Below are 18,214 nucleotides of genomic sequence, written 5' to 3' on the forward strand. Positions count from 1 at the left end.
CGGAGGAGGAGTTGAAGGCTCTGCCGGGTATCGGCCCGTCGAAGGCGGCGGCGATTGTGGCCTACCGTCAGCACAACGGCCAGTTCAAGAGTGTGGACGATTTGAAGAACGTGAAGGGTATCGGCGAAGGTGTTTTAGCGAAGCTGCGCGATGAGGCGACGGTGAACGGCGGAGCCAGGAAGAAAACCGACAAAGCCGTTCCGGCAATTAAGGGTAAATAAGCACCGGCGATGGTAAGACTCTGAAAACCCGTCTTCACCCAAATGGACGATAGGGCAGCCTTGCGGATGAAGACGGTATTTGGGTTTGAGGAAACGTTTCCTGAGCCGGGCATCGGCTTGGGGATATTGATTGGCTGGAAGTTGGCCTGCCTGCGCAGTTGCCGAACCAACGGCGGATTGGTTAAATCGGGCAAATGGGGCTTGGGCGGGGAGGGGGCAACCTGTGGCGGAATACCCGGAAGCAAAGGTTTAAAGTTGGATATGGGCGAATTCAGCCATTTCCGTATTAACTACAGTAAGTATTTTGCTTTGCGTTACAACGCCATTCACACGAATTTAGCAGTATTGCCGAACAGAAAGGAACTCTACAGGTACACCCGAATAGCCACAGCATTGGTGAAGAAAATTTATTTTTATCGCCCTCACCGTTCTTGGGAAAAGGCGTTGAATGAAAACACCAACGGACTTATTCGCCAATACTTCTCATATAAACGGATTCCCGCAACATCAGCCATCAGGAAATACGCAAGGTTCAAGATGAGTTGAATCATCAGTAAAGAAAAACACTTGGCTACGAAAGGCCAAGTGTTTTATTCTTAAACCAGTTCAAAGCTTTACTGTCTGAGTGTCGCACTTGAGATTTGAATCTAAGGCCGTCTGAAAACACTTGTAATCATTTTCAGACGGCCTTGGAGACTGGATTTTTAATCTGATTTATTCTTGTTCAGAGTCATTTAGCTGCTTTAATTTGTCTTTTTCCAGCTGCTTGACAGACAAATATGTTCCACAGTAATAGCAGCGTTTCCTAAAAGGTGTGAACCCCTTGGTATAGGATAAGCCAACTCCGTTACCCACTTCTGCGCCCCCATAACCTGCAGGCTGAACTTTTTTGCATTTGGGGCATCGGGCGAATATTAATGTGCTAATAGATCCTAAAAAAGTTATTGCTCCTGTACTCCAGAGAAGAACAGATTCAGTTTTTTTATTAATTTCAAATCCTAAAATTCCAGGTAAAAATATCAGTGCCCAGAGCAATACAAAAATAATAGTACATACCTTACTGAAAAAACTAGTTTTTTGATAACATTTTGCATATGTAAGTTCTTGATTATAATAATATTCATTTTTTAAATCAGATTTCATTAATGATTACCTTTTTGCCATTCAAATCTAAACACATCTTACTTAACTTAATTAAATATCCAAATCTAGTAGAACCAGCCTTATACCCCACTCCTTTGCTGCATTGACCTGTCCATAAAGATTTTAGAACCGTGTTTTGAGAAAAAAGGATTAACAGACATGGAACCACAAGTTTGTTTAAATTGCTTCTCGGTATCTTGTTTTGCTTTATGGCTGCCATAAGACCGCCAAACAGATTATTTTCGATAGCTATTTCCACTGTTTGGGCAGCTGCATTCACATTTCTACCGGTTACAAAAACCGTGCACGCGGTGAGTTTGGCATATAATAAAACTACTTAATTTTAATAACAATTGCATTATGCTCGGCTCAATGTCCAAGCATGATTGATGTATGCGTTTTTAAGTTGATTGACCATACGCCTTGAATTGTATCTACATTTGGGAAGGGCAAAGGTCTCTTCCAATTGATTGATTAAAAATCCCCTGTCGCTTGACAGGGGATTTTCATTGGCTGGAGGCTGTCTGAAATGGCGTATGCTTGGGAGACGCTTAATCGAAAATATCGCGCACTTTGTCGAAGAATGATTTTTGACGCGGTGTTTGCGAGCGTTCCATGCCGGTGGAGATTTTTTCAAATTCTTCCAACAGCTCTTTTTGGCGGTCAGTGAGATTGACGGGGGTTTCCACAACCACATGGCAATAGAGGTCGCCTACGGCGCTGGAGCGCAGTGATTTGATGCCCTTGCCTTTGACACGCATACGGCGGCCGGTTTGGGTTTCTTTCGGAATGCTCAGTTTGACTTTGCCGTCGAGCGTGGGCACTTCCACTTCGCCGCCGAGTGCGGCAATGGCAAAGCTGATGGGCATTTCGCAGTGCAGATCCAAGCCGTTGCGCTCGAAGGTTTTGTGTTCTTTCACATGAACGACAACGTATAAATCGCCGCTGGGTGCGCCGTGCATACCCGGTTCGCCTTCTCCGCTGAGACGGATGCGTTGGCCGTCGTCGATACCGGCAGGGATGTTGACTTCAACCGTTTTGGTGGTTTTTACGCGGCCTTCGCCACGGCATTTGACGCAAGGGTCTTTGATTTCTTTGCCTGTGCCGTGACAGGTGGGGCAGGTTTGCTGCATCTGGAAAATGGCTTGGCGCACATGGATGGTGCCTGTGCCGTGACAGGTGGAGCAGGTGGTTGCCGAGGTGCCGGGTTTGGCGCCGCTGCCGTGGCAGACATCACACTCTTCGTAAGTGGGAATGGTGATGCGTTTTTTGATGCCTTTGGCGGCTTCTTCGAGTGTGATTTCTACGGCGTATTGGAGGTCTGCGCCCTGATAGTTGGGCTGACGGCCTCCTGCCGCACCGCCGAACATTTGGCTGAAAATGTCGCCGAAGTCGAAGCCTTGCGCGCCGCCGAATCCGCCAAAACCACCGCCGAATCCGCCGCCCATATTGGGATCGACGCCGGCATGGCCGTATTGGTCATATGCGCTGCGTTTTTGTTTGTCGGACAAAATATCGTAGGCTTTTTGGATTTCTTTAAATTTTTCCTCCGCTTCGGCGTTGCCGGGGTTGCGGTCGGGGTGGTATTTCATGGCGAGTTTGCGGTAGGCTTTTTTGATTTCGTCATCGCTTGCACTACGGGCTACGCCGAGGGTTTCGTAGAAGTCTTTGCTGCTCATAATCTTTGTTGGTAAGGGTATGTGAAAATTGGCGTATAGATAGGGGCGGCTTGCGAAAACTCAAGAGTGGCAACGGGTTAAAAGTGTATCTTTAAGCCATCTTTTTGCGTGATGAGTTTTTATACGGTTTTGTCTGGCTCTTTTGGGCTTCAATAGGATCGAGGCCGTCTGAAAAGTTTTCAGACGGCCTCGATAAGGGTTTTACGCCGTATAGCGGTTTTTAACAGGTTGTGGTTTTCAAACAGGCTACGGTATGGGTGGATGTGTCTTGCAGTACAGGTTTGGTTTCGGCGCAGCCGTTGTCGGCCTGCGGGCAGCGGGTACGGAATACACAGCCGCTGGGCGGGTTGATGGGGCTGGGCAGGTCGCCGGGCAGAAGTTGGATGGTTTTGCTGCGCTCGGCTTCGGGGTCGGGCAGCGGTGCGGCAGACATTAGGGCGCGGGTGTAGGGGTGGGCGGGGTTGCCGTACACTTCGTGATCGGTGCCGAGTTCGATGGCGTTGCCCAGATACATCACCAGCACGCGGTCGGAAATGTGTTTGACTACCGATAAATCGTGGGCGATGAAAATCAGGGTCAGCCCCATTTCTTTTTGCACTTCTTTCAATAGGTTGACGACTTGCGCCTGAATGGATACGTCGAGTGCGGAAACGGGTTCGTCGCAAATAATCAGCTTGGGCTTGAGTATCAGCGCGCGGGCGATGCCGATGCGTTGGCATTGGCCGCCTGAAAATTCGTGCGGGTAGCGGTTGATGAGGTTGGGCAGCAGGCCGACTTTGGCCATCATGTCTTTGACCTGGTGTTCGATGTCGGCTTTTTTGAGCTTGGGGTAAAAGGTTTTCAGCGGCTCGGCGATGATGTCGCCCACGGTCATGCGCGGGTTGAGCGAGGCCAGCGGGTCTTGGAAAATCATTTGGATTTCACGGCGTTTCAGGCGCATGGCGGCGGGGGAAAGTGCGGTTAAGTCTTCGCCCTGCCAGATGATGTTGCCGCTTTTGGCTTTGACGAGGCCGATGATGGCGCGGGCAAGAGTGGATTTGCCGCAGCCGGATTCGCCGACGACACCGAGTGTTTCGCCGGCTTGAAGGTCGAACGATACGCCGTTGACGGCTTTTAAGGTGGCGGGTTTTTGCCAAAACCAAGCGTTGTCGGCTTTAACGTCGAAGGTAACGTGTAAGTCGCGTACGGATAATAGGGTTTCGCTCATGCCTGTGCTCCCTGTAAATATTCAGACGGCCTGTGGCAGGCGCGTTTGCGGTGGTCGTGCAGGATTTCTAATGCCGGTGCTTCGCGGCGGCAGATGTCTTCGACGTGCAGGCAGCGGTTTTGGAAGGGGCAGCCGGGCGGCAGGCTGGTGAGGTTGGGTGGGTTGCCGGGAATGGTGGACAGGATGTCGGCGGTTTCGTCCATGCGCGGCACCGCACCGAGCAGGCCGATAGTGTAGGGGTGGCTGGGGCGGTAGAAGATGTCGTCCACTTTGCCGTATTCCATGGTGCGGCCGGCATACATCACCAACACTTGGTCGCAAATGCCGGCAACCACGCCTAAATCGTGGGTAATCATGATGATGGTGGTGCCGAAATCGCGTTTCAAATCATTGAGCAACGCCATGATTTGCGCCTGCACGGTAACGTCGAGCGCGGTGGTGGGTTCGTCGGCAATCAAAAGTTTGGGGCGGCACAACAAGGCCATGGCAATCATCACGCGCTGGCGCATGCCGCCTGAAAATTCGTGCGGATACATGCCGATGCGTTTTTTGGCTTCGGGGATTTTCACGGCTTCGAGCATGCGCACGGATTCGGCCCATGCTTCGCTTTTGCCCATGCCTTTGTGCAGGCGCAGCACTTCGCTAAGCTGGTCGCCCACGCGCATATAGGGGTTGAGCGAGGTCATCGGGTCTTGGAAAATCATGGCGATTTGCTCGGCGCGGATTTTATTCAGCTCTTTAACGGGCAGGCCGAGGATTTCGCGGCCGTTAAACAGTGCCGAACCTGAGGTTTGGCCGTTTTTAGCCAGCAATCCCATGATGGCGAAGGCGGTTTGCGATTTGCCGGAGCCGGATTCGCCGACGATGCCCAGCGTTTCGCCTTCGTGCAGATCGAAATTGAGTTTGTTGACCGCGGTAACGAGGCCGTCTTCGGTTTTGAAGCGGACTTCGAGGTCTTTTACTTGCAGTAAGGGTGTGCTCATTGTTTTTTCCTTTTCAGACGGCCTCAAGCATCAAGAGGCCGTCTGAAAATATTGATTTTTCTTGGATTTATCTGTCTTTCGGGTCTAACGCGTCGCGCAGGCCGTCGCCGATGAAGTTGAAGCAGAACAGCGTAACCACCAAAAACACGGCAGGCACGAGCAGCTGCCACGGCGCAATCTGCATGGTGTTCGCGCCGTCTTGCAGCATCGCGCCCCAGCTTGTCATCGGCTCTTGCACGCCCAAGCCCAAGAAACTTAAAAACGATTCAAACAGAATCATGCCCGGCACCAGCAGCGAGGCGTAAACCACCACTACGCCCAGCACGTTGGGCACGATGTGGCGGAACACGATGTGGCGGTTGGATACGCCGCACACATGGGCGGCTTCGATAAATTCTTTACGTTTCAGGCTCAAGGTTTGGCCGCGCACGATCCGCGCCACGTCGAGCCACGACACCATGCCGATGGCCACGAAGATAAACGCCAGATTGCGGCCGAAAAACGTAACCAGCAGAATCACAAAAAACATAAACGGAAACGCGTTCAGAATCTCTAAGAAACGCATCATCAGCATATCGGTTTTGCCACCGAAAAAGCCCGACACCGCGCCGTACACCACGCCGATAATGACGGCCACCAGCGCACCGGCCACGCCCACCATCAACGAAATGCGTCCGCCCACGGCCACGCGGGTAAACAGGTCGCGCCCGAGCGAGTCGGTGCCGAAATAGTGTTTGTTGGCCCATTCGGGCGGCATCTGCATCGCGCCCCAGTCGGTGTGGGCATAGTCGTAAGGCGCAACAAGCGGCGCAATCAATACGAACAGGCAGATCAGCAGCAACACCAGTCCGCTTGCCAGCGCGGCGCGGTTATGGCGGAAACGCCGCCATGCGTCCTGCCACAGGCTGCGGCCTTTTACATCGGGCAGGTTTTGGTCTTCCAAGGCGGCGGCTAATGCGGCTGCCTGTTTTTTACTTACCATCATGGTTGTGTGCCTTATGGTTTTTTTATTGAATAGAACAACACATCAGGCCGTCTGAAAACCTTTATGCTGTTTTCAGACGGCCTCTCGAATCAATAACGGATTTTCGGATCAATCACCGCATACAGAATATCGACCACGGCGTTGAACACAACCGTGAGTACGCCCACGAGAATGGTCAGGCTCAACACCATGCCGTAATCGCGGTTGAGTGCGCCGTTCACAAAAAGCTGGCCGATACCGGGCAGGCCGAAAATGGTTTCAATCACAATCGAGCCGGTGATGATGCCCACAAACGCCGGGCCGAGATAAGAAATCACCGGCAGCATGGCGGGGCGCAGGGCGTGTTTCCATACGATATAGCGGGTAGGCAGCCCTTTGGCGCGGGCGGTGCGGATAAACGGGCTGTTCATCACTTCGATCATCGAGCCGCGCATAATCCGTGCAATGCTCGAAATATAGGCAATCGCCAACGCCGCCACCGGCAGTACCAGATTGCTCACGGCTCCGTCGTTCCAGCCGCCGGCGGGCAACCATTTGAGCCAGATGGCAAAAATCAACACCAGCAGCGGTGCTTTCACAAAGCTGGGAATCACCACGCCCGTCATGGCCACGCCCATGGTGAGGTAGTCGAGCCATGAATTTTGCTTCAAGGCCGCCAGCACGCCGAGCAGCACGCCGACAACCAGCGCGATAATAAAGGCGTACAGGCCGATTTCGAGCGACACGGGAAAGGCTTGCGAGAGCAGCTCGTTAACGGTGTAGTCTTTGTATTTGAACGACGGCCCGAAATCACCGTGCGCCAGTTGTTTCAGATAATTGAGGTATTGCAGCCAGATGGGGTCGTTGAGATGGTATTTGGCTTCGATGTTCGCCAGCACCGCGGGCGGCAGGTTGCGCTCGCCGGTAAACGGGCTGCCTGGAGCCAAACGCATCATGAAAAACGATACGGTAATCAGAACCAGCAGCGTGGGTATGGCTTCCAACACGCGCCTGATGATGAATTTCAACATAAGCAAACTCTAACGGTGGTTTGTACTTTCGGCCCTGCCGTTTCAGACGGCCTGTGGTTGTTGTAGATAAACGTGCTTTTCAGGCAAAGGCCGTCTGAAAACAAACAAACTTGTTTTCAGACGGCCTTTTTCGGTTTTAGTGTTTCAGGATTTTCCAGTTTTTGATTTGCCAGTTGTCCATCGGGTCTTTGGTTGAATAGCCGTCAACATAAGGTTTCACCAAACGGGCATTTACATAGTGGAAAACGAAAATGGTTGCCGCATCTTTATCCATCACGGCTTCGGCTTGGCTGTACAGCTCGCCGCGTTGCTCGGGCGTTACATCGCCGCTGAGCGTTTTCAGTATCAGATTGTCGAATTCGGCACTTTGATATTTGCCGTAGTTGCTGCTGTTGTCAGACTTAAACGTGTTCAGGAAAGTTGAAGCTTCGTTGTAGTCGGCACACCAGCCGCCGCGCGCCATTTGGTGTTTTTGGTTGCGGCGGGTATCGAGATAGGTTTTCCACTCTTGGTTCACCAGATTCACATTCACAAAACCCAATGCCTCTTTCCACAATGCGGCAGCGGCCACGGCATTTTTCTTGTGGTTTTCGTTGGTGTTGTAGAGCAGCTCGAAATTCAAAGGCTTAGACTCGCTGTAACCGGCTTCGGCCAGCAGTTTTTTCGCTTCTTCGATGCGTTTGGCCTTATCCCACGATTTCCATTCCGGCACAAATTCCTTCATGCCTTGGGCGGCAGGCGGCGTGAATTGGTAGGCGGCCGTTTCTCCGCGCCCGATCACTTTATCTACCATGGTTTCGCGGTCTAAAGTAAGTTGCAGCGCCTTACGCACTTTCACATCGTTAAACGGCGGTTTGGTGTGGTTGAACTCGTAGTAATAGCTGCACAGATAGGGGGCAACTTTCATCTGGCCGCCCATCTCTTGCTGCAACGATTTGAATTGTTCGGTCGGAATGTCGTTATACGTTACGTCCACTTCGCCCGCTTTGAAGCGGCTCATATCGGTAGGTGGCGAAGAAATCGGCAGCAGGGTGGCTTTGGTGATGGTGGTGTTGGCATCGTCGAAATAATTCGGGTTGCGTTCCAACACGATTTGGCTGTTTACGTCCCACGTTTTCACGGTGTAGGGGCCGTTTACCACGATATTGGCGGGAGAAGTCCATTTGTCGCCGAATTTTTCCACCGTGGCTTTATGCACGGGCTTCACAGAAGTGTGAATCAGCATGTCGGGGAAGTAAGGCACCGGCTCTTCCAGCGTGATTTCCAGCGTTTTCGCATCCACGGCTTTCACGCCCAAGCTGTCGGGCTTGGCTTTGCCTTCGATGATTTTGGCGGCATTCAGAACTTTGGCATCAGCCAGATAGCTGGCATAAGGCGATGCGGTGGCCGGGTCGGTAACGCGGCGGAAGCTATATGCGAAATCTTCGGCGGTAACAGGGTCGCCGTTGCTCCATTTGGCATCACGCAGGGTAAATTTCCATACTTTGTTATCGGCACTTTCCCATTTTTCCGCCATGCCCGGAACGGTGTTGCCGTCGTTATCGGTAGAAGTGAGGCCGACTAAAATTTGGCGCAGAATACCCGATTCGGGTACGCCCGATACTTTGTGCGGATCCAGCGATTCGGGCTCGGCACCGTTGTTGATGACGATTTCTTGTTTTTCAGCCGCCTCGGTGGAAACGGGCGCGGTATTTTGGTTATTCTCCGCGCTGTTTCCTCCGCCGCAAGCTGCCAATCCGAAAGCGGTGGCTACGGCCAACAGCAGGGCTTTTTGCTGAAAAAAGGTGTGTTCTTTCATATTGTTCTCCTTTTAATTCAATTGGTTTTAATCAATAAAACTTTTCAATCGGGTCTATTTTTTTTAATTTAAGTAAAGCTGTCAAGAAAAATTTTACGTTAACATTGTTAACAATACGGCTTCTTTACACGAATGCGCCCGCCGCAAAACCGCTTGTTACAAACGGTGCAACCCGCCTGCCTGCATCATCATCTTCCCGACAGAAGCTGTTGAAGCGGCAGAATATTCCCGTTAAACTGCCCGCACTGCCGATGCCGTCTGAAAATATTTAAGCCGTTTCAGACGGCATCAACAGGCAAACCGCTGCTGCAAACATTGTGCTTGCAGTTTTGCACGTCAGCGTCATTGCGCCGCTGCGAAACCCGATAAAGAAAGACACGATATGACCGTATCCCCCGTAGCCTTGCGCCGCCAAACCGAGCGCAAGCCCCATGCTACCGCCCAATACTGGCGCAAATGCCAAGTTGAAGAACTGTTTGAAATGCCGTTTTTGGATTTGGTTTACAAAGCCGCCGCCATCCACCGCGAACACTTCAATCCGCAAGAAGTCCAACTTTCTACCCTGCTTTCCATCAAAACCGGCGGCTGCCCCGAAGACTGCGAATACTGCCCGCAATCGGCGCACTACAACACCGGCCTCGAAAAAGCCAAAATGATGGACGTGGAAGAAATCCTCGAAAAAGCCAAAATCGCCAAATCGCGCGGCGCCAGCCGTTTCTGCATGGGTGCGGCGTGGCGCGGCCCCAAACCGAAAGACGTAGAAACCGTGTCGGAAATCATCAAAGCCGTCAAAGGCTTGGGTTTGGAAACCTGCGGCACTTTCGGCATGCTCGAAGACGGCATGGCCGAAGATTTGAAAAACGCCGGTCTCGACTACTACAACCACAACCTCGACACCGACCCCGACCGCTACAACGACATCATCCACACCCGCCAACACGAAGACCGCATGGACACGCTGGGCAAAGTGCGCGGCGCAGGTTTGAAAGTGTGCTGCGGCGGCATCGTGGGCATGAACGAAACCCGCCCCGAACGCGCAGGTTTAATCGCCAGCCTCGCCAACCTCGACCCACAGCCCGAAAGCGTGCCGATTAACCAATTGGTAAAAGTGGAAGGCACGCCGCTCGCAGATGCCGAAGATTTGGACTGGACGGAATTCGTGCGCACCATCGCCGTCGCCCGCATCACCATGCCGAAAAGCTACGTCCGCCTGTCGGCCGGCCGCAGCAATATGCCCGAAGCCATGCAGGCCATGTGTTTTATGGCGGGCGCGAACTCGATTTTCTACGGCGACAAACTGCTCACCACCGAAAACCCCGAAGAAGACGGCGACCGCGTGTTAATGGAAAAACTGGATTTGTATCCGTTGCAGCATCAGGCTGATGCTTAGTCTGTTGTACTGTTTGCTTCATATATAAAGAGGCCGTCTGAAACGTTCAGACGGCCTCTTATCTTCTCTTTTTCCGCGTTCCGAGCCGCTTAACGGTTCGAGCCTTGCACCATATCCATCAAAAACAATCGGCAATCGAGATTGCCGTTATACAGCGGCACTTTGCGTTTGGGCGAAAGGCGCATGAACTTCGGCATGTCGCGGTCGCCGGTGAACATGCCCACCAGCCAGCCTGCGTAATGCTGCTTCAGCCAAGTGCCCAGTTGCGGATACAGAGCCTGCAATGCCTGCACTTCGGCCAAGCGCACGCCGTAGGGCGGGTTCGAAATCATGATGCCGTTTTCACCGTTGGGGCGCACGGATTGCACGTCTTTCACTTCCCAGCGGATGATGTCGTCTACTTCCGCCGCCTGCGCGTTGGCAATGGCGGTGCGTATCATGTGGCGGTCGTTGTCGCTGCCGCCGATGGCAGAGGCCGTCTGAAACTGGATTTGCTGCTCGGCTTCGCGGCGGATTTTTTCCCATAGTGTTTTATCGAACCCTTGCAGTTTTTCAAATCCGAAACGGCGCATCAGGCCGGGGGCGCGGCGGGTGGCTATCCATGCCGCTTCGATGGCAATCGTGCCGCTGCCGCAAAACGGGTCTTGAAACGGCTGCGTGCCGTCGTAACCGGCCAGCAGCAGCAAACCGGCGGCCAGATTTTCGCGCAATGGCGCTTCGCCGGTTTCTTGACGGTAGCCGCGTTTGAACAAGGCTTCGCCGCTGGTGTCGATAAAAATCTGCACGGTTTTGTCGTTGATAAAGGCGTGAATGCGCACGTCGGGCTGCACTTTGCCCACGCTCGGGCGGGCGTTGCAGGCTTCGCGGAACGCGTCGCACAGGGCATCTTTGATTTTCAGGCCGACAAAATCAAGGCTCTTCACCCGCGCGCGCTTGCCTTCCACTTTCACTTTGAAGGTCTGCTCCAGCGCAAACCAGTTTGTCCAGCGGATATTGCGGGCGAGTGTGTAGATGTCGTTTTCGTTGCGGTAGCTGCCTTTGGTCAGTTGCAGCAGCACGCGGCTGGCGGTGCGCGAATGCAGGTTGATGCGGTAAACGTGTTCCAACGTGCCTTTGCAGGCAACGCCGCCGTCGGTCGCTTCAATCTGCGTGCAGCCTTGTGCGGCCAATTCTTGAGACAATACGGTTTCCAAACCGCGCGGGCAGGTAATAAAGAGGGAATATCGGGTCATGGCACTTTCTTTGTGAAGAAGCATTCAGGCCGTCTGAATGCCTTGGTGAATAGATGGTGTGGATTATAGCGGGGTATGGGGTAGGCCGTCGGATTATTTCAGACGGCCTCTTCGGATGCTTGCTTGATGGCAAGCATAAAATAGCTGGTAAATAGCGCGAAACGGCGGCGGTTAAAACAGTCGATGAGACGAAACGGCACAAAAAACCACACTATGCGAGTGTAAAGCCGGTTGGGGCTGAAACCGTCGCTTAAGGCGTATTCAGACGGCCGCAATGTTACGGCCAAACAGGACATAATGTGAAAACGCTGCGCTGTTTTCTGCCGTAGTTTCAGCCTGTTGGCGGAGTGCATTTGCTCTATGCAGGCCGTCTGAAAAAAGGCAAGGCTCTGAAAAAATGCCGAAAAATCTTTACATTACAAATGTTAAGTTCATGAGAAATCGTGTAATTCACCCAACGCCGCCCTTGTGAAGCAGTCATATAAACACAATACTTTAGCGCATGGAACGCGCAGTTGTGTTCCCCCGAATAAAATCCCGATAGGAGTATGAAAATGAAAAAAGTGTTATTGACTGTTTTGGCTTTGGGTTCTGCCGCCGCGGTATCTGCCCAACCTTCATCAACCTTCGTAGGCCCGGCTGTGGAAATCGGCGCAGGCGTAAGCAAAGGTGACGTTAAAAACGGTCATTTCGATGAAAAACACAGAGCCGATATGGCCATCCGCGGTAACTACAATGTCGAATACGGTGCCAGCAACTGGATCGGCGGCGCGGAATTGGCTGTAAAACCGATTAACCGTACTGTAGGCGAAACCAAAGCCGGCAAAATCAAACAAAAAACCAATGTTTCTGCTTCTTATGTGCACGGCTACCGTTTCGTGCCTGAAGCCATGGTATACGGCAAAGTCGGCTACCACTACGGTAAATTCAAAGGCATGGGCGAGAACACCATGCACGGTGTCGGCTACGGTACCGGTTTGAAATATGCCGTAGCGCCTAACGTAGAAGTGGGCGGCGAGTGGGAGCAAACCCGCTTCAAACGCGCCGGCAACAAAATCAAAAACAACAGCTATATGGCTACCGTGGGCTACCGTTTCTAAGCCTGTGCAAGCTCTGATTGCTTAAACCCGAAAGGCCGTCTGAAAACATTTCAGACGGCCTTTCGGGTTTTATATAGTCAATCAACACATTTTTAATGCAAGGCAGCAACGCCATAGTAAAAGTTAGGTGTATACAATATCTAGCGGCGGGGCGGCTCGGAATGTTGTGCCGAAGCGTTTTGGATGGGCGGGTTGTTTACAGGCGTTTTATGCGGTTGCCGACGGTTTTGATCCTGTGTGAAACGGATGTTTACCGCCATGCTCAGGCAGACGGCCAGCAGCAGCACCAAGCCGTAATGGGCCAACACGTCTTCAAACAGCACAACTTTGTTCCAAGAGCGGGCAATGCCCAGCCAACAGATAAAAAGCCAGCTTGCCGAATTGACGGCTCCGGCGATAGAAAGCTGAATCGACAAAGCGCAAGGTAGTTGTGCCGGCGCGGTAGCGGGAGTAATGCGGCGGCTGAGGCGGTGAACCCACCATCCGTTGGCCGCCAGCGCTGCAACGCAGAGAAATTTAACCCACAACTTGGGGTTGTTCATATATTCGGGAACGGTCGCCACCCCGTTTATAACCAAAAGCGCACCGCTGGCCACCAAGCCTGCCAAACCCGGCCACACAAATTTACGGGTTTCGGCAATGTAGTCGAACAAATCGCGGCCGAGCGGGGCGTGATAATTTTTCAGCACGAGATAATCGGTGTGCAGCACGCGGAACAACAATGCCGCAGCAAGCACGAAATGCACAAATACCAGAGCGGTGATAACGTATAGCTGCATAAGCAGTCTCCCTATGAAAGCCGCGCCTTGTTGTACTGCCCCTTGCATCGAAAATAAGTTTATTTGCTATATCCGCTTTCCCGCTGCGGATGAAATGCAAACCCGGCCGAATCCGATTGGCCTGATCGGGGCAGTGTGGCGCTGTTTATATGTGAATCAATAGAATCCGATAAACCGGTTTCGGCGGCACGGCAATGCGGCCTGAAAAAAGCAGTTTATTTGTTGCAAAAAGAAATGAGAGACGCTTGAACGATGTGGCTGAAAGCACATTCTTGAAATTGTGATGCCGTTTATTCACCACGCTGTTTGCTTTGGGTGGATGCGTGTGGCGAATAACGAAAGCATAAAAATACTAAACCAACTCGGCACGGCAACCGGATATTTTTGAACAAAGGTTGAGAATCCGTATAAATGGTATGGTTTTTGATAAACGCAATCAACGGTGGAAGATAAGGTATGCAAAAACGGCCGGGCTTTTTATATCGATAATAAAAAGCGTTCGGCCGTTTTAATATTTTAAAAACAGGTTGTCGGTTTGCTTGCCGGCAGCCTTATTTCTTGGGCTTCATCACCACCATATGACGCTCGGCATCAAGCTGAGGCACGTCGAGTTTGTCTACGCGCACCACTTCCACATTGGCAGGCACATGTTCCAATTCTTCGTAGGGATACACGCCTTTCATTGCCGCCCAATAACCGTTTTCGTTCAACAAATGTTTGGTTAGCGCGATAAAGTCTGCCAGCTCGGCAAAGGCACGGCTGGTTACCACATCGACTTTCTTATCGTGCATCGCTTCTACGCGCCCGCTGGCAACGGTAACATTGTTCAAACCCAACTCGATAACCGCTTGCTGCAAAAACGTGGTTTTTTTTGTGTTGGAATCCAACAGCGTAATCTGCAAATCGGGGCGGCAAATGGCGGTGGGAATGCCGGGCATACCGCCGCCCGAGCCAACGTCCATCAGCGTTTTGGCTTCTTTCACATAAGGCAGCAGCGTGAGACTGTCGAGAATATGATGGCTGATCATGGTGTTTTCGTCGCGCAGGGCGGTCAGGTTGTAGGTGCTGTTCCATTTTTTCAGCAGCGAAACATATTCAAGCATCAATAATTGCTGTGCGGTGGAAAGCTCAAGGCCGAGCTTGGCCAAACCTTCTTGTAATTTTTGTTTGTTGTCCATTTTTTATTATCCTGATTAATCTTTTTTCTCGAGCGAAGGGCGTATCGCCAGAAAGCATTGCGGCGGTATTTTGGTCAAACGACGCGCCTCAATCTTATCCGAAAACAGGCTGTTATAGTCGGTCAACTTAAAAATAGTATGCTCGTCTTACTCGGGCTTGACCCTGGCACGACGGTTTACGTTAATAAACTTAAGTGGATTAACTATAAATTAAAGCGTTTGACTATATAAGGCCGTCTGAAAACGATGGCTGGTGTTTTCAGACGGCCTTAACAGACTACTGAAGGTAACCGTTTACTTCTTCAACCTTCCGTGCAATTCCTGCACGCTGTACACACCGAGGGCGTTCATGCTTTTCACGCCTTCGCTCATGGCTTCGCCGCCGGCCACGGTGGTGTATTGCGGCACGCGCTGGGTGAGCGAAGTGCGGCGGATGCTGTGGCTGTCGGCCACAGATTGCACGTCGCTGCCTACGGTGTTGACCACTAAGGCGATTTCGCCGTTTTTAATCGCATCCACAATATGCGGGCGGCCTTCCGGCACTTTGTTCACCACTTGCACGGTTACGCCTTGCTCTTGCAGATAAGCGGCGGTGCCGCGGGTGGCGCATACGCCGTAGCCCAGAGCTTGGAAGTTTTTGGCGGTTTTCACGATTAACGGTTTGTCTTCGTCGCGCACGGCTATAAACACTTTTCCGGTGGCAGGCATACGTTCGCCCGCGCCGAGTTGGGCTTTCAGGTAGGCTTCGCCGAAGGTTGCGCCCACGCCCATTACTTCGCCGGTGGAGCGCATTTCGGGGCCGAGAATGGTGTCCACGCCGGGGAATTTGATGAACGGGAACACCGCCTCTTTCACGGCATAGAAATCGGGAACCACTTCTTTTTCTACGCCTTGCTCTTTCAGGCTGATGCCTGCCATCGCGCGCGCGCCCACTTTAGCCAGCGGCACGGAAGTGGCTTTGGAAACAAACGGCACGGTACGCGAGGCACGCGGATTCACTTCCAGCACGAACACCACGCCGTCTTGCACGGCAAATTGCACGTTCATCAGGCCGACCACGTTCAGCGCATAAGCCATCGCTTTGGTTTGGCGGCGGATTTCGTCTTGAATCTCTTCGGAAAGCGAGTATGGCGGCAGCGAGCAGCCCGAATCGCCCGAGTGGATACCGGCCTGCTCAACGTGCTGCATGATGCCGCCGATCACCACATCTTTGCCGTCTGAAACGCAATCCACATCTACTTCGATGGCATTGTTTAAGAAGAAATCGAGCAGCACGGGGCTGTCTTCGGAAACCTGCACGGCTTCGCGCATGTATTTCTGCAACTGTTCGGCAGAATGCACCACCTGCATGGCGCGGCCGCCCAACACATAAGACGGGCGCACCACCAGCGGATAGCCGATTTCTTCGGCCAGCACCAACGCTTCTTCTTCGTTGCGCGCGGTGCGGTTGGGCGGTTGGCGCAGGCCGAGGTCGTTCAGCACTTTTTGGAAGCGTTCGCGGTCTTCGGCGGCGTCAATCGAATCGGCAGACGTGCCGATGATGTTCACGCCGTTTTCCACCAAAGCATTGGCCAGTTTCAGCGGGGTTTGGCCGCCGTAATGCACAATCACGCCCCACGGGTTTTCAGTGCGCACGATTTCCAGCACATCTTCCAGCGTGAGCGGCTCGAAGTAAAGGCGGTCGGAAGTGTCGAAGTCGGTGGAAACGGTTTCGGGGTTGCAGTTCACCATAATGGTTTCAAAGCCCGATTCGCGCAGCGCCAGCGCGGCGTGTACGCAGCAATAGTCGAACTCGATACCTTGGCCGATGCGGTTGGGGCCGCCGCCGAGAATCATCACTTTTTTGTTTTCAGACGGCCTCGCTTCGCATTCTTCTTCGTAAGTGGAATAGAGGTAAGCCGTGTCGGATTGGAATTCCGCCGCGCAAGTGTCCACGCGCTTGTACACGGGGTGCAGCTTCAAGCCGTAGCGGTGTTCGCGCACTTCTTTTTCGCTCACGTTTAACAATTGTGCCAAACGCTTGTCGGAAAAGCCTTTGCGTTTCAAGCAGCGCAGGGTGGCGTAGTCCAAATCGTTCAGACGGCCGTCTGAAACTTTTTGCTCTTCTTGAACCAAGTCTTCGATTTGCGCCAAAAACCACGGATCGATCGCGCAAATTTCGTGGATGTCTTCCTTGCTGAAACCGGCGCGGAAAGCATCGGCCACATACAGAATGCGCTCTGGGCCGGGGGTGGCTAATTCGCGGCGGATTTCCGCCTTGTCGGTAGTTTTCGGATTAAAGCCGCACAAACCGGTTTCCAAACCGCGCAGGGCTTTCTGCATCGATTCTTGAATCGTGCGGCCCATCGCCATCACTTCGCCCACCGATTTCATTTGTGTGGTCAGGCGGTCGTCGGCAGCGGGGAATTTCTCAAACGCAAAACGCGGGATTTTGGTAACCACATAGTCAATCGAAGGCTCGAAAGACGCAGGCGTGCGGCCGCCGGTGATGTCGTTGCGCAATTCATCCAACGTGAAGCCCACCGCCAGTTTCGCCGCCACTTTCGCAATCGGAAAGCCCGTGGCTTTGGAAGCCAGCGCCGAAGAACGGCTCACGCGCGGGTTCATCTCAATCACAATCATCTCGCCGTTTTCAGGGTTGATGGCAAACTGCACGTTCGAGCCGCCCGTATCCACGCCGATTTCGCGCAGCACCGCCAGCGAAGCATTGCGCATGATTTGGTATTCTTTGTCGGTAAGCGTTTGCGCGGGCGCAACCGTAATCGAGTCGCCGGTATGCACGCCCATCGGGTCGAAGTTTTCAATGGAGCAGATGATGATGCAGTTGTCGTTTTTATCGCGCACCACCTCCATTTCATACTCTTTCCAGCCCAGCACCGATTGCTCAATCAGCAATTCATGTGTGGGCGAGGCATCGAAACCGCGTTCGCAAATCGCCAAAAACTCGTCTTTATTGTAGGCAATGCCGCCGCCCGAACCACCCATGGTAAACGACGGGCGGATCAGCGTCGGAAAGCCTACCTGCTCTTGCGCCGCCAACGCTTCGTTCATGGTGTGGCACACAAAAGATTTCGGGCAATGCAAGCCGATTTTTTCCATCGCCTCTTTAAAGCGGCCACGGTCTTCCGCTTTATCGATCGCATCTTCCGTTGCGCCGATTAACTCTACATTGTATTTCGCCAGCACACCGTTGCGCGCCAAATCCAGCGCACAGTTCAGCGCCGTTTGGCCGCCCATGGTCGGCAACACCGCATCGGGGCGCTCTTTGGCGATAATCTTTTCCACCGTCTGCCACATAATCGGCTCGATATAGGTAACATCGGCCATTTCAGGGTCGGTCATAATCGTGGCGGGGTTTGAATTGACGAGAATGACTTTATAGCCCTCCTCGCGCAAAGCCTTACACGCTTGCGCGCCGGAATAGTCAAACTCGCAGGCTTGGCCGATCACAATGGGGCCGGCGCCGATGATTAGAATGGATTTTAGGTCGGTACGTTTGGGCATGGTTT

The 18,214-nt window shown here is 52.7% G+C and carries 15 protein-coding genes and 1 pseudogene; 4 read left to right on the top strand and 12 right to left on the bottom strand.

Going from position 1 to position 18,214, the window contains the following annotated elements; genetic code table 11:
• Together AKG43_RS04425 and AKG43_RS13195 are read left to right on the top strand one after the other, a co-directional pair.
• On the top strand, positions 1 to 221 hold a 221-nt coding region (locus tag AKG43_RS04425; protein ID WP_054599369.1), incomplete at its 5' end, for a helix-hairpin-helix domain-containing protein.
• 306 nt (positions 222 to 527) lie between these two features.
• A pseudogene (locus AKG43_RS13195) lies at positions 528 to 859 on the top strand (transposase); the annotation flags it as partial.
• A 76-nt stretch (positions 860 to 935) separates the two neighbouring features.
• Here AKG43_RS13195 and AKG43_RS04435 read toward each other — a convergent pair.
• The 8 genes from AKG43_RS04435 to AKG43_RS04470 form a co-directional block, all read right to left on the bottom strand.
• Entirely contained in the window at positions 936 to 1,364 is a 429-nt protein-coding gene (locus tag AKG43_RS04435; RefSeq protein WP_054599370.1) for a hypothetical protein, read from the bottom strand.
• On the bottom strand, positions 1,354 to 1,644 hold the full coding sequence (locus AKG43_RS04440; protein WP_054599371.1) for a hypothetical protein: 291 nt from the start codon (positions 1,642 to 1,644) through the stop codon (positions 1,354 to 1,356). Before AKG43_RS04440 ends, AKG43_RS04435 begins: the two co-directional genes overlap by 11 nt.
• A gap of 271 nt (positions 1,645 to 1,915) precedes the next feature.
• Positions 1,916 to 3,043: a molecular chaperone DnaJ gene (gene dnaJ, locus AKG43_RS04445; protein ID WP_054599372.1), complete on the bottom strand. Its 1,128-nt coding sequence runs from the start codon at positions 3,041 to 3,043 to the stop codon at positions 1,916 to 1,918.
• A 220-nt stretch (positions 3,044 to 3,263) separates the two neighbouring features.
• Entirely contained in the window at positions 3,264 to 4,250 is a 987-nt protein-coding gene (oppF, locus tag AKG43_RS04450; protein ID WP_054599373.1) for a murein tripeptide/oligopeptide ABC transporter ATP binding protein OppF, read from the bottom strand.
• Positions 4,247 to 5,233: an oligopeptide ABC transporter ATP-binding protein OppD gene (oppD, locus tag AKG43_RS04455; protein WP_004286177.1), complete on the bottom strand. Its 987-nt coding sequence runs from the start codon at positions 5,231 to 5,233 to the stop codon at positions 4,247 to 4,249. Before oppD ends, oppF begins: the two co-directional genes overlap by 4 nt.
• A gap of 67 nt (positions 5,234 to 5,300) precedes the next feature.
• Positions 5,301 to 6,218 (bottom strand): oligopeptide ABC transporter permease OppC, encoded by a 918-nt coding sequence (gene oppC / locus AKG43_RS04460; protein ID WP_004283975.1) that lies wholly within the window; start codon positions 6,216 to 6,218, stop codon positions 5,301 to 5,303.
• Between the two features lie 89 nt (positions 6,219 to 6,307).
• Positions 6,308 to 7,228 (bottom strand): oligopeptide ABC transporter permease OppB, encoded by a 921-nt coding sequence (oppB, locus tag AKG43_RS04465; RefSeq protein ID WP_054599420.1) that lies wholly within the window; start codon positions 7,226 to 7,228, stop codon positions 6,308 to 6,310.
• Positions 7,229 to 7,364: 136 nt separating this feature from the next.
• Positions 7,365 to 9,026 (bottom strand): ABC transporter substrate-binding protein, encoded by a 1,662-nt coding sequence (locus AKG43_RS04470; protein WP_004283973.1) that lies wholly within the window; start codon positions 9,024 to 9,026, stop codon positions 7,365 to 7,367.
• A 382-nt stretch (positions 9,027 to 9,408) separates the two neighbouring features.
• Here AKG43_RS04470 and bioB point away from each other — a divergent pair, with 382 nt between their 5' ends.
• Positions 9,409 to 10,416, top strand: a complete 1,008-nt coding sequence (gene bioB / locus AKG43_RS04475; RefSeq protein WP_054599374.1) for a biotin synthase BioB — start codon at positions 9,409 to 9,411, stop codon at positions 10,414 to 10,416.
• A gap of 89 nt (positions 10,417 to 10,505) precedes the next feature.
• Here bioB and AKG43_RS04480 read toward each other — a convergent pair whose 3' ends face one another.
• Positions 10,506 to 11,648, bottom strand: coding sequence for a class I SAM-dependent RNA methyltransferase (locus tag AKG43_RS04480; protein ID WP_054599421.1), 1,143 nt, complete (start codon positions 11,646 to 11,648; stop codon positions 10,506 to 10,508).
• Positions 11,649 to 12,202: 554 nt separating this feature from the next.
• Here AKG43_RS04480 and AKG43_RS04490 point away from each other — a divergent pair.
• Positions 12,203 to 12,748 carry a porin family protein gene (locus AKG43_RS04490; protein ID WP_054599376.1) on the top strand — a complete coding sequence of 182 codons (546 nt, stop codon included), beginning with the start codon at positions 12,203 to 12,205 and terminating at the stop codon, positions 12,746 to 12,748.
• Between the two features lie 140 nt (positions 12,749 to 12,888).
• Here AKG43_RS04490 and AKG43_RS04495 read toward each other — a convergent pair whose 3' ends face one another.
• From AKG43_RS04495 to carB, 3 genes are all read right to left on the bottom strand, one after another.
• Positions 12,889 to 13,527, bottom strand: a complete 639-nt coding sequence (locus AKG43_RS04495) for a hypothetical protein (RefSeq protein WP_054599377.1) — start codon at positions 13,525 to 13,527, stop codon at positions 12,889 to 12,891.
• A 551-nt stretch (positions 13,528 to 14,078) separates the two neighbouring features.
• The gene (rsmG, locus tag AKG43_RS04500; RefSeq protein WP_054599378.1) at positions 14,079 to 14,705 is read right to left on the bottom strand and encodes a 16S rRNA (guanine(527)-N(7))-methyltransferase RsmG; all 627 of its coding nucleotides are present in this window, start codon (positions 14,703 to 14,705) and stop codon (positions 14,079 to 14,081) included.
• Between the two features lie 294 nt (positions 14,706 to 14,999).
• Positions 15,000 to 18,209 (bottom strand): carbamoyl-phosphate synthase large subunit, encoded by a 3,210-nt coding sequence (carB, locus tag AKG43_RS04505; RefSeq protein ID WP_054599379.1) that lies wholly within the window; start codon positions 18,207 to 18,209, stop codon positions 15,000 to 15,002.
• Positions 18,210 to 18,214: the final 5 nt, after the last annotated feature.

It is taken from the genome of Neisseria sp. 74A18 (assembly GCF_001308005.1).
Taxonomy (GTDB): domain Bacteria; phylum Pseudomonadota; class Gammaproteobacteria; order Burkholderiales; family Neisseriaceae; genus Neisseria; species Neisseria dumasiana.

Excerpts from the sequence above, each read along its gene's own strand:
- AKG43_RS04435 (WP_054599370.1), bottom strand. The coding sequence starts at position 1,364 with ATGAAATCTGATTTAAAAAATGAATATTATTATAATCAAGAACTTACA.
- dnaJ (WP_054599372.1), bottom strand. The coding sequence starts at position 3,043 with ATGAGCAGCAAAGACTTCTACGAAACCCTCGGCGTAGCCCGTAGTGCA.
- oppF (WP_054599373.1), bottom strand. The coding sequence starts at position 4,250 with ATGAGCGAAACCCTATTATCCGTACGCGACTTACACGTTACCTTCGAC.
- oppD (WP_004286177.1), bottom strand. The coding sequence starts at position 5,233 with ATGAGCACACCCTTACTGCAAGTAAAAGACCTCGAAGTCCGCTTCAAA.
- oppC (WP_004283975.1), bottom strand. The coding sequence starts at position 6,218 with ATGATGGTAAGTAAAAAACAGGCAGCCGCATTAGCCGCCGCCTTGGAA.
- oppB (WP_054599420.1), bottom strand. The coding sequence starts at position 7,228 with ATGTTGAAATTCATCATCAGGCGCGTGTTGGAAGCCATACCCACGCTG.
- AKG43_RS04470 (WP_004283973.1), bottom strand. The coding sequence starts at position 9,026 with ATGAAAGAACACACCTTTTTTCAGCAAAAAGCCCTGCTGTTGGCCGTA.
- bioB (WP_054599374.1), top strand. The coding sequence starts at position 9,409 with ATGACCGTATCCCCCGTAGCCTTGCGCCGCCAAACCGAGCGCAAGCCC.
- AKG43_RS04480 (WP_054599421.1), bottom strand. The coding sequence starts at position 11,648 with ATGACCCGATATTCCCTCTTTATTACCTGCCCGCGCGGTTTGGAAACC.
- AKG43_RS04490 (WP_054599376.1), top strand. The coding sequence starts at position 12,203 with ATGAAAAAAGTGTTATTGACTGTTTTGGCTTTGGGTTCTGCCGCCGCG.
- AKG43_RS04495 (WP_054599377.1), bottom strand. The coding sequence starts at position 13,527 with ATGCAGCTATACGTTATCACCGCTCTGGTATTTGTGCATTTCGTGCTT.
- rsmG (WP_054599378.1), bottom strand. The coding sequence starts at position 14,705 with ATGGACAACAAACAAAAATTACAAGAAGGTTTGGCCAAGCTCGGCCTT.
- carB (WP_054599379.1), bottom strand. The coding sequence starts at position 18,209 with ATGCCCAAACGTACCGACCTAAAATCCATTCTAATCATCGGCGCCGGC.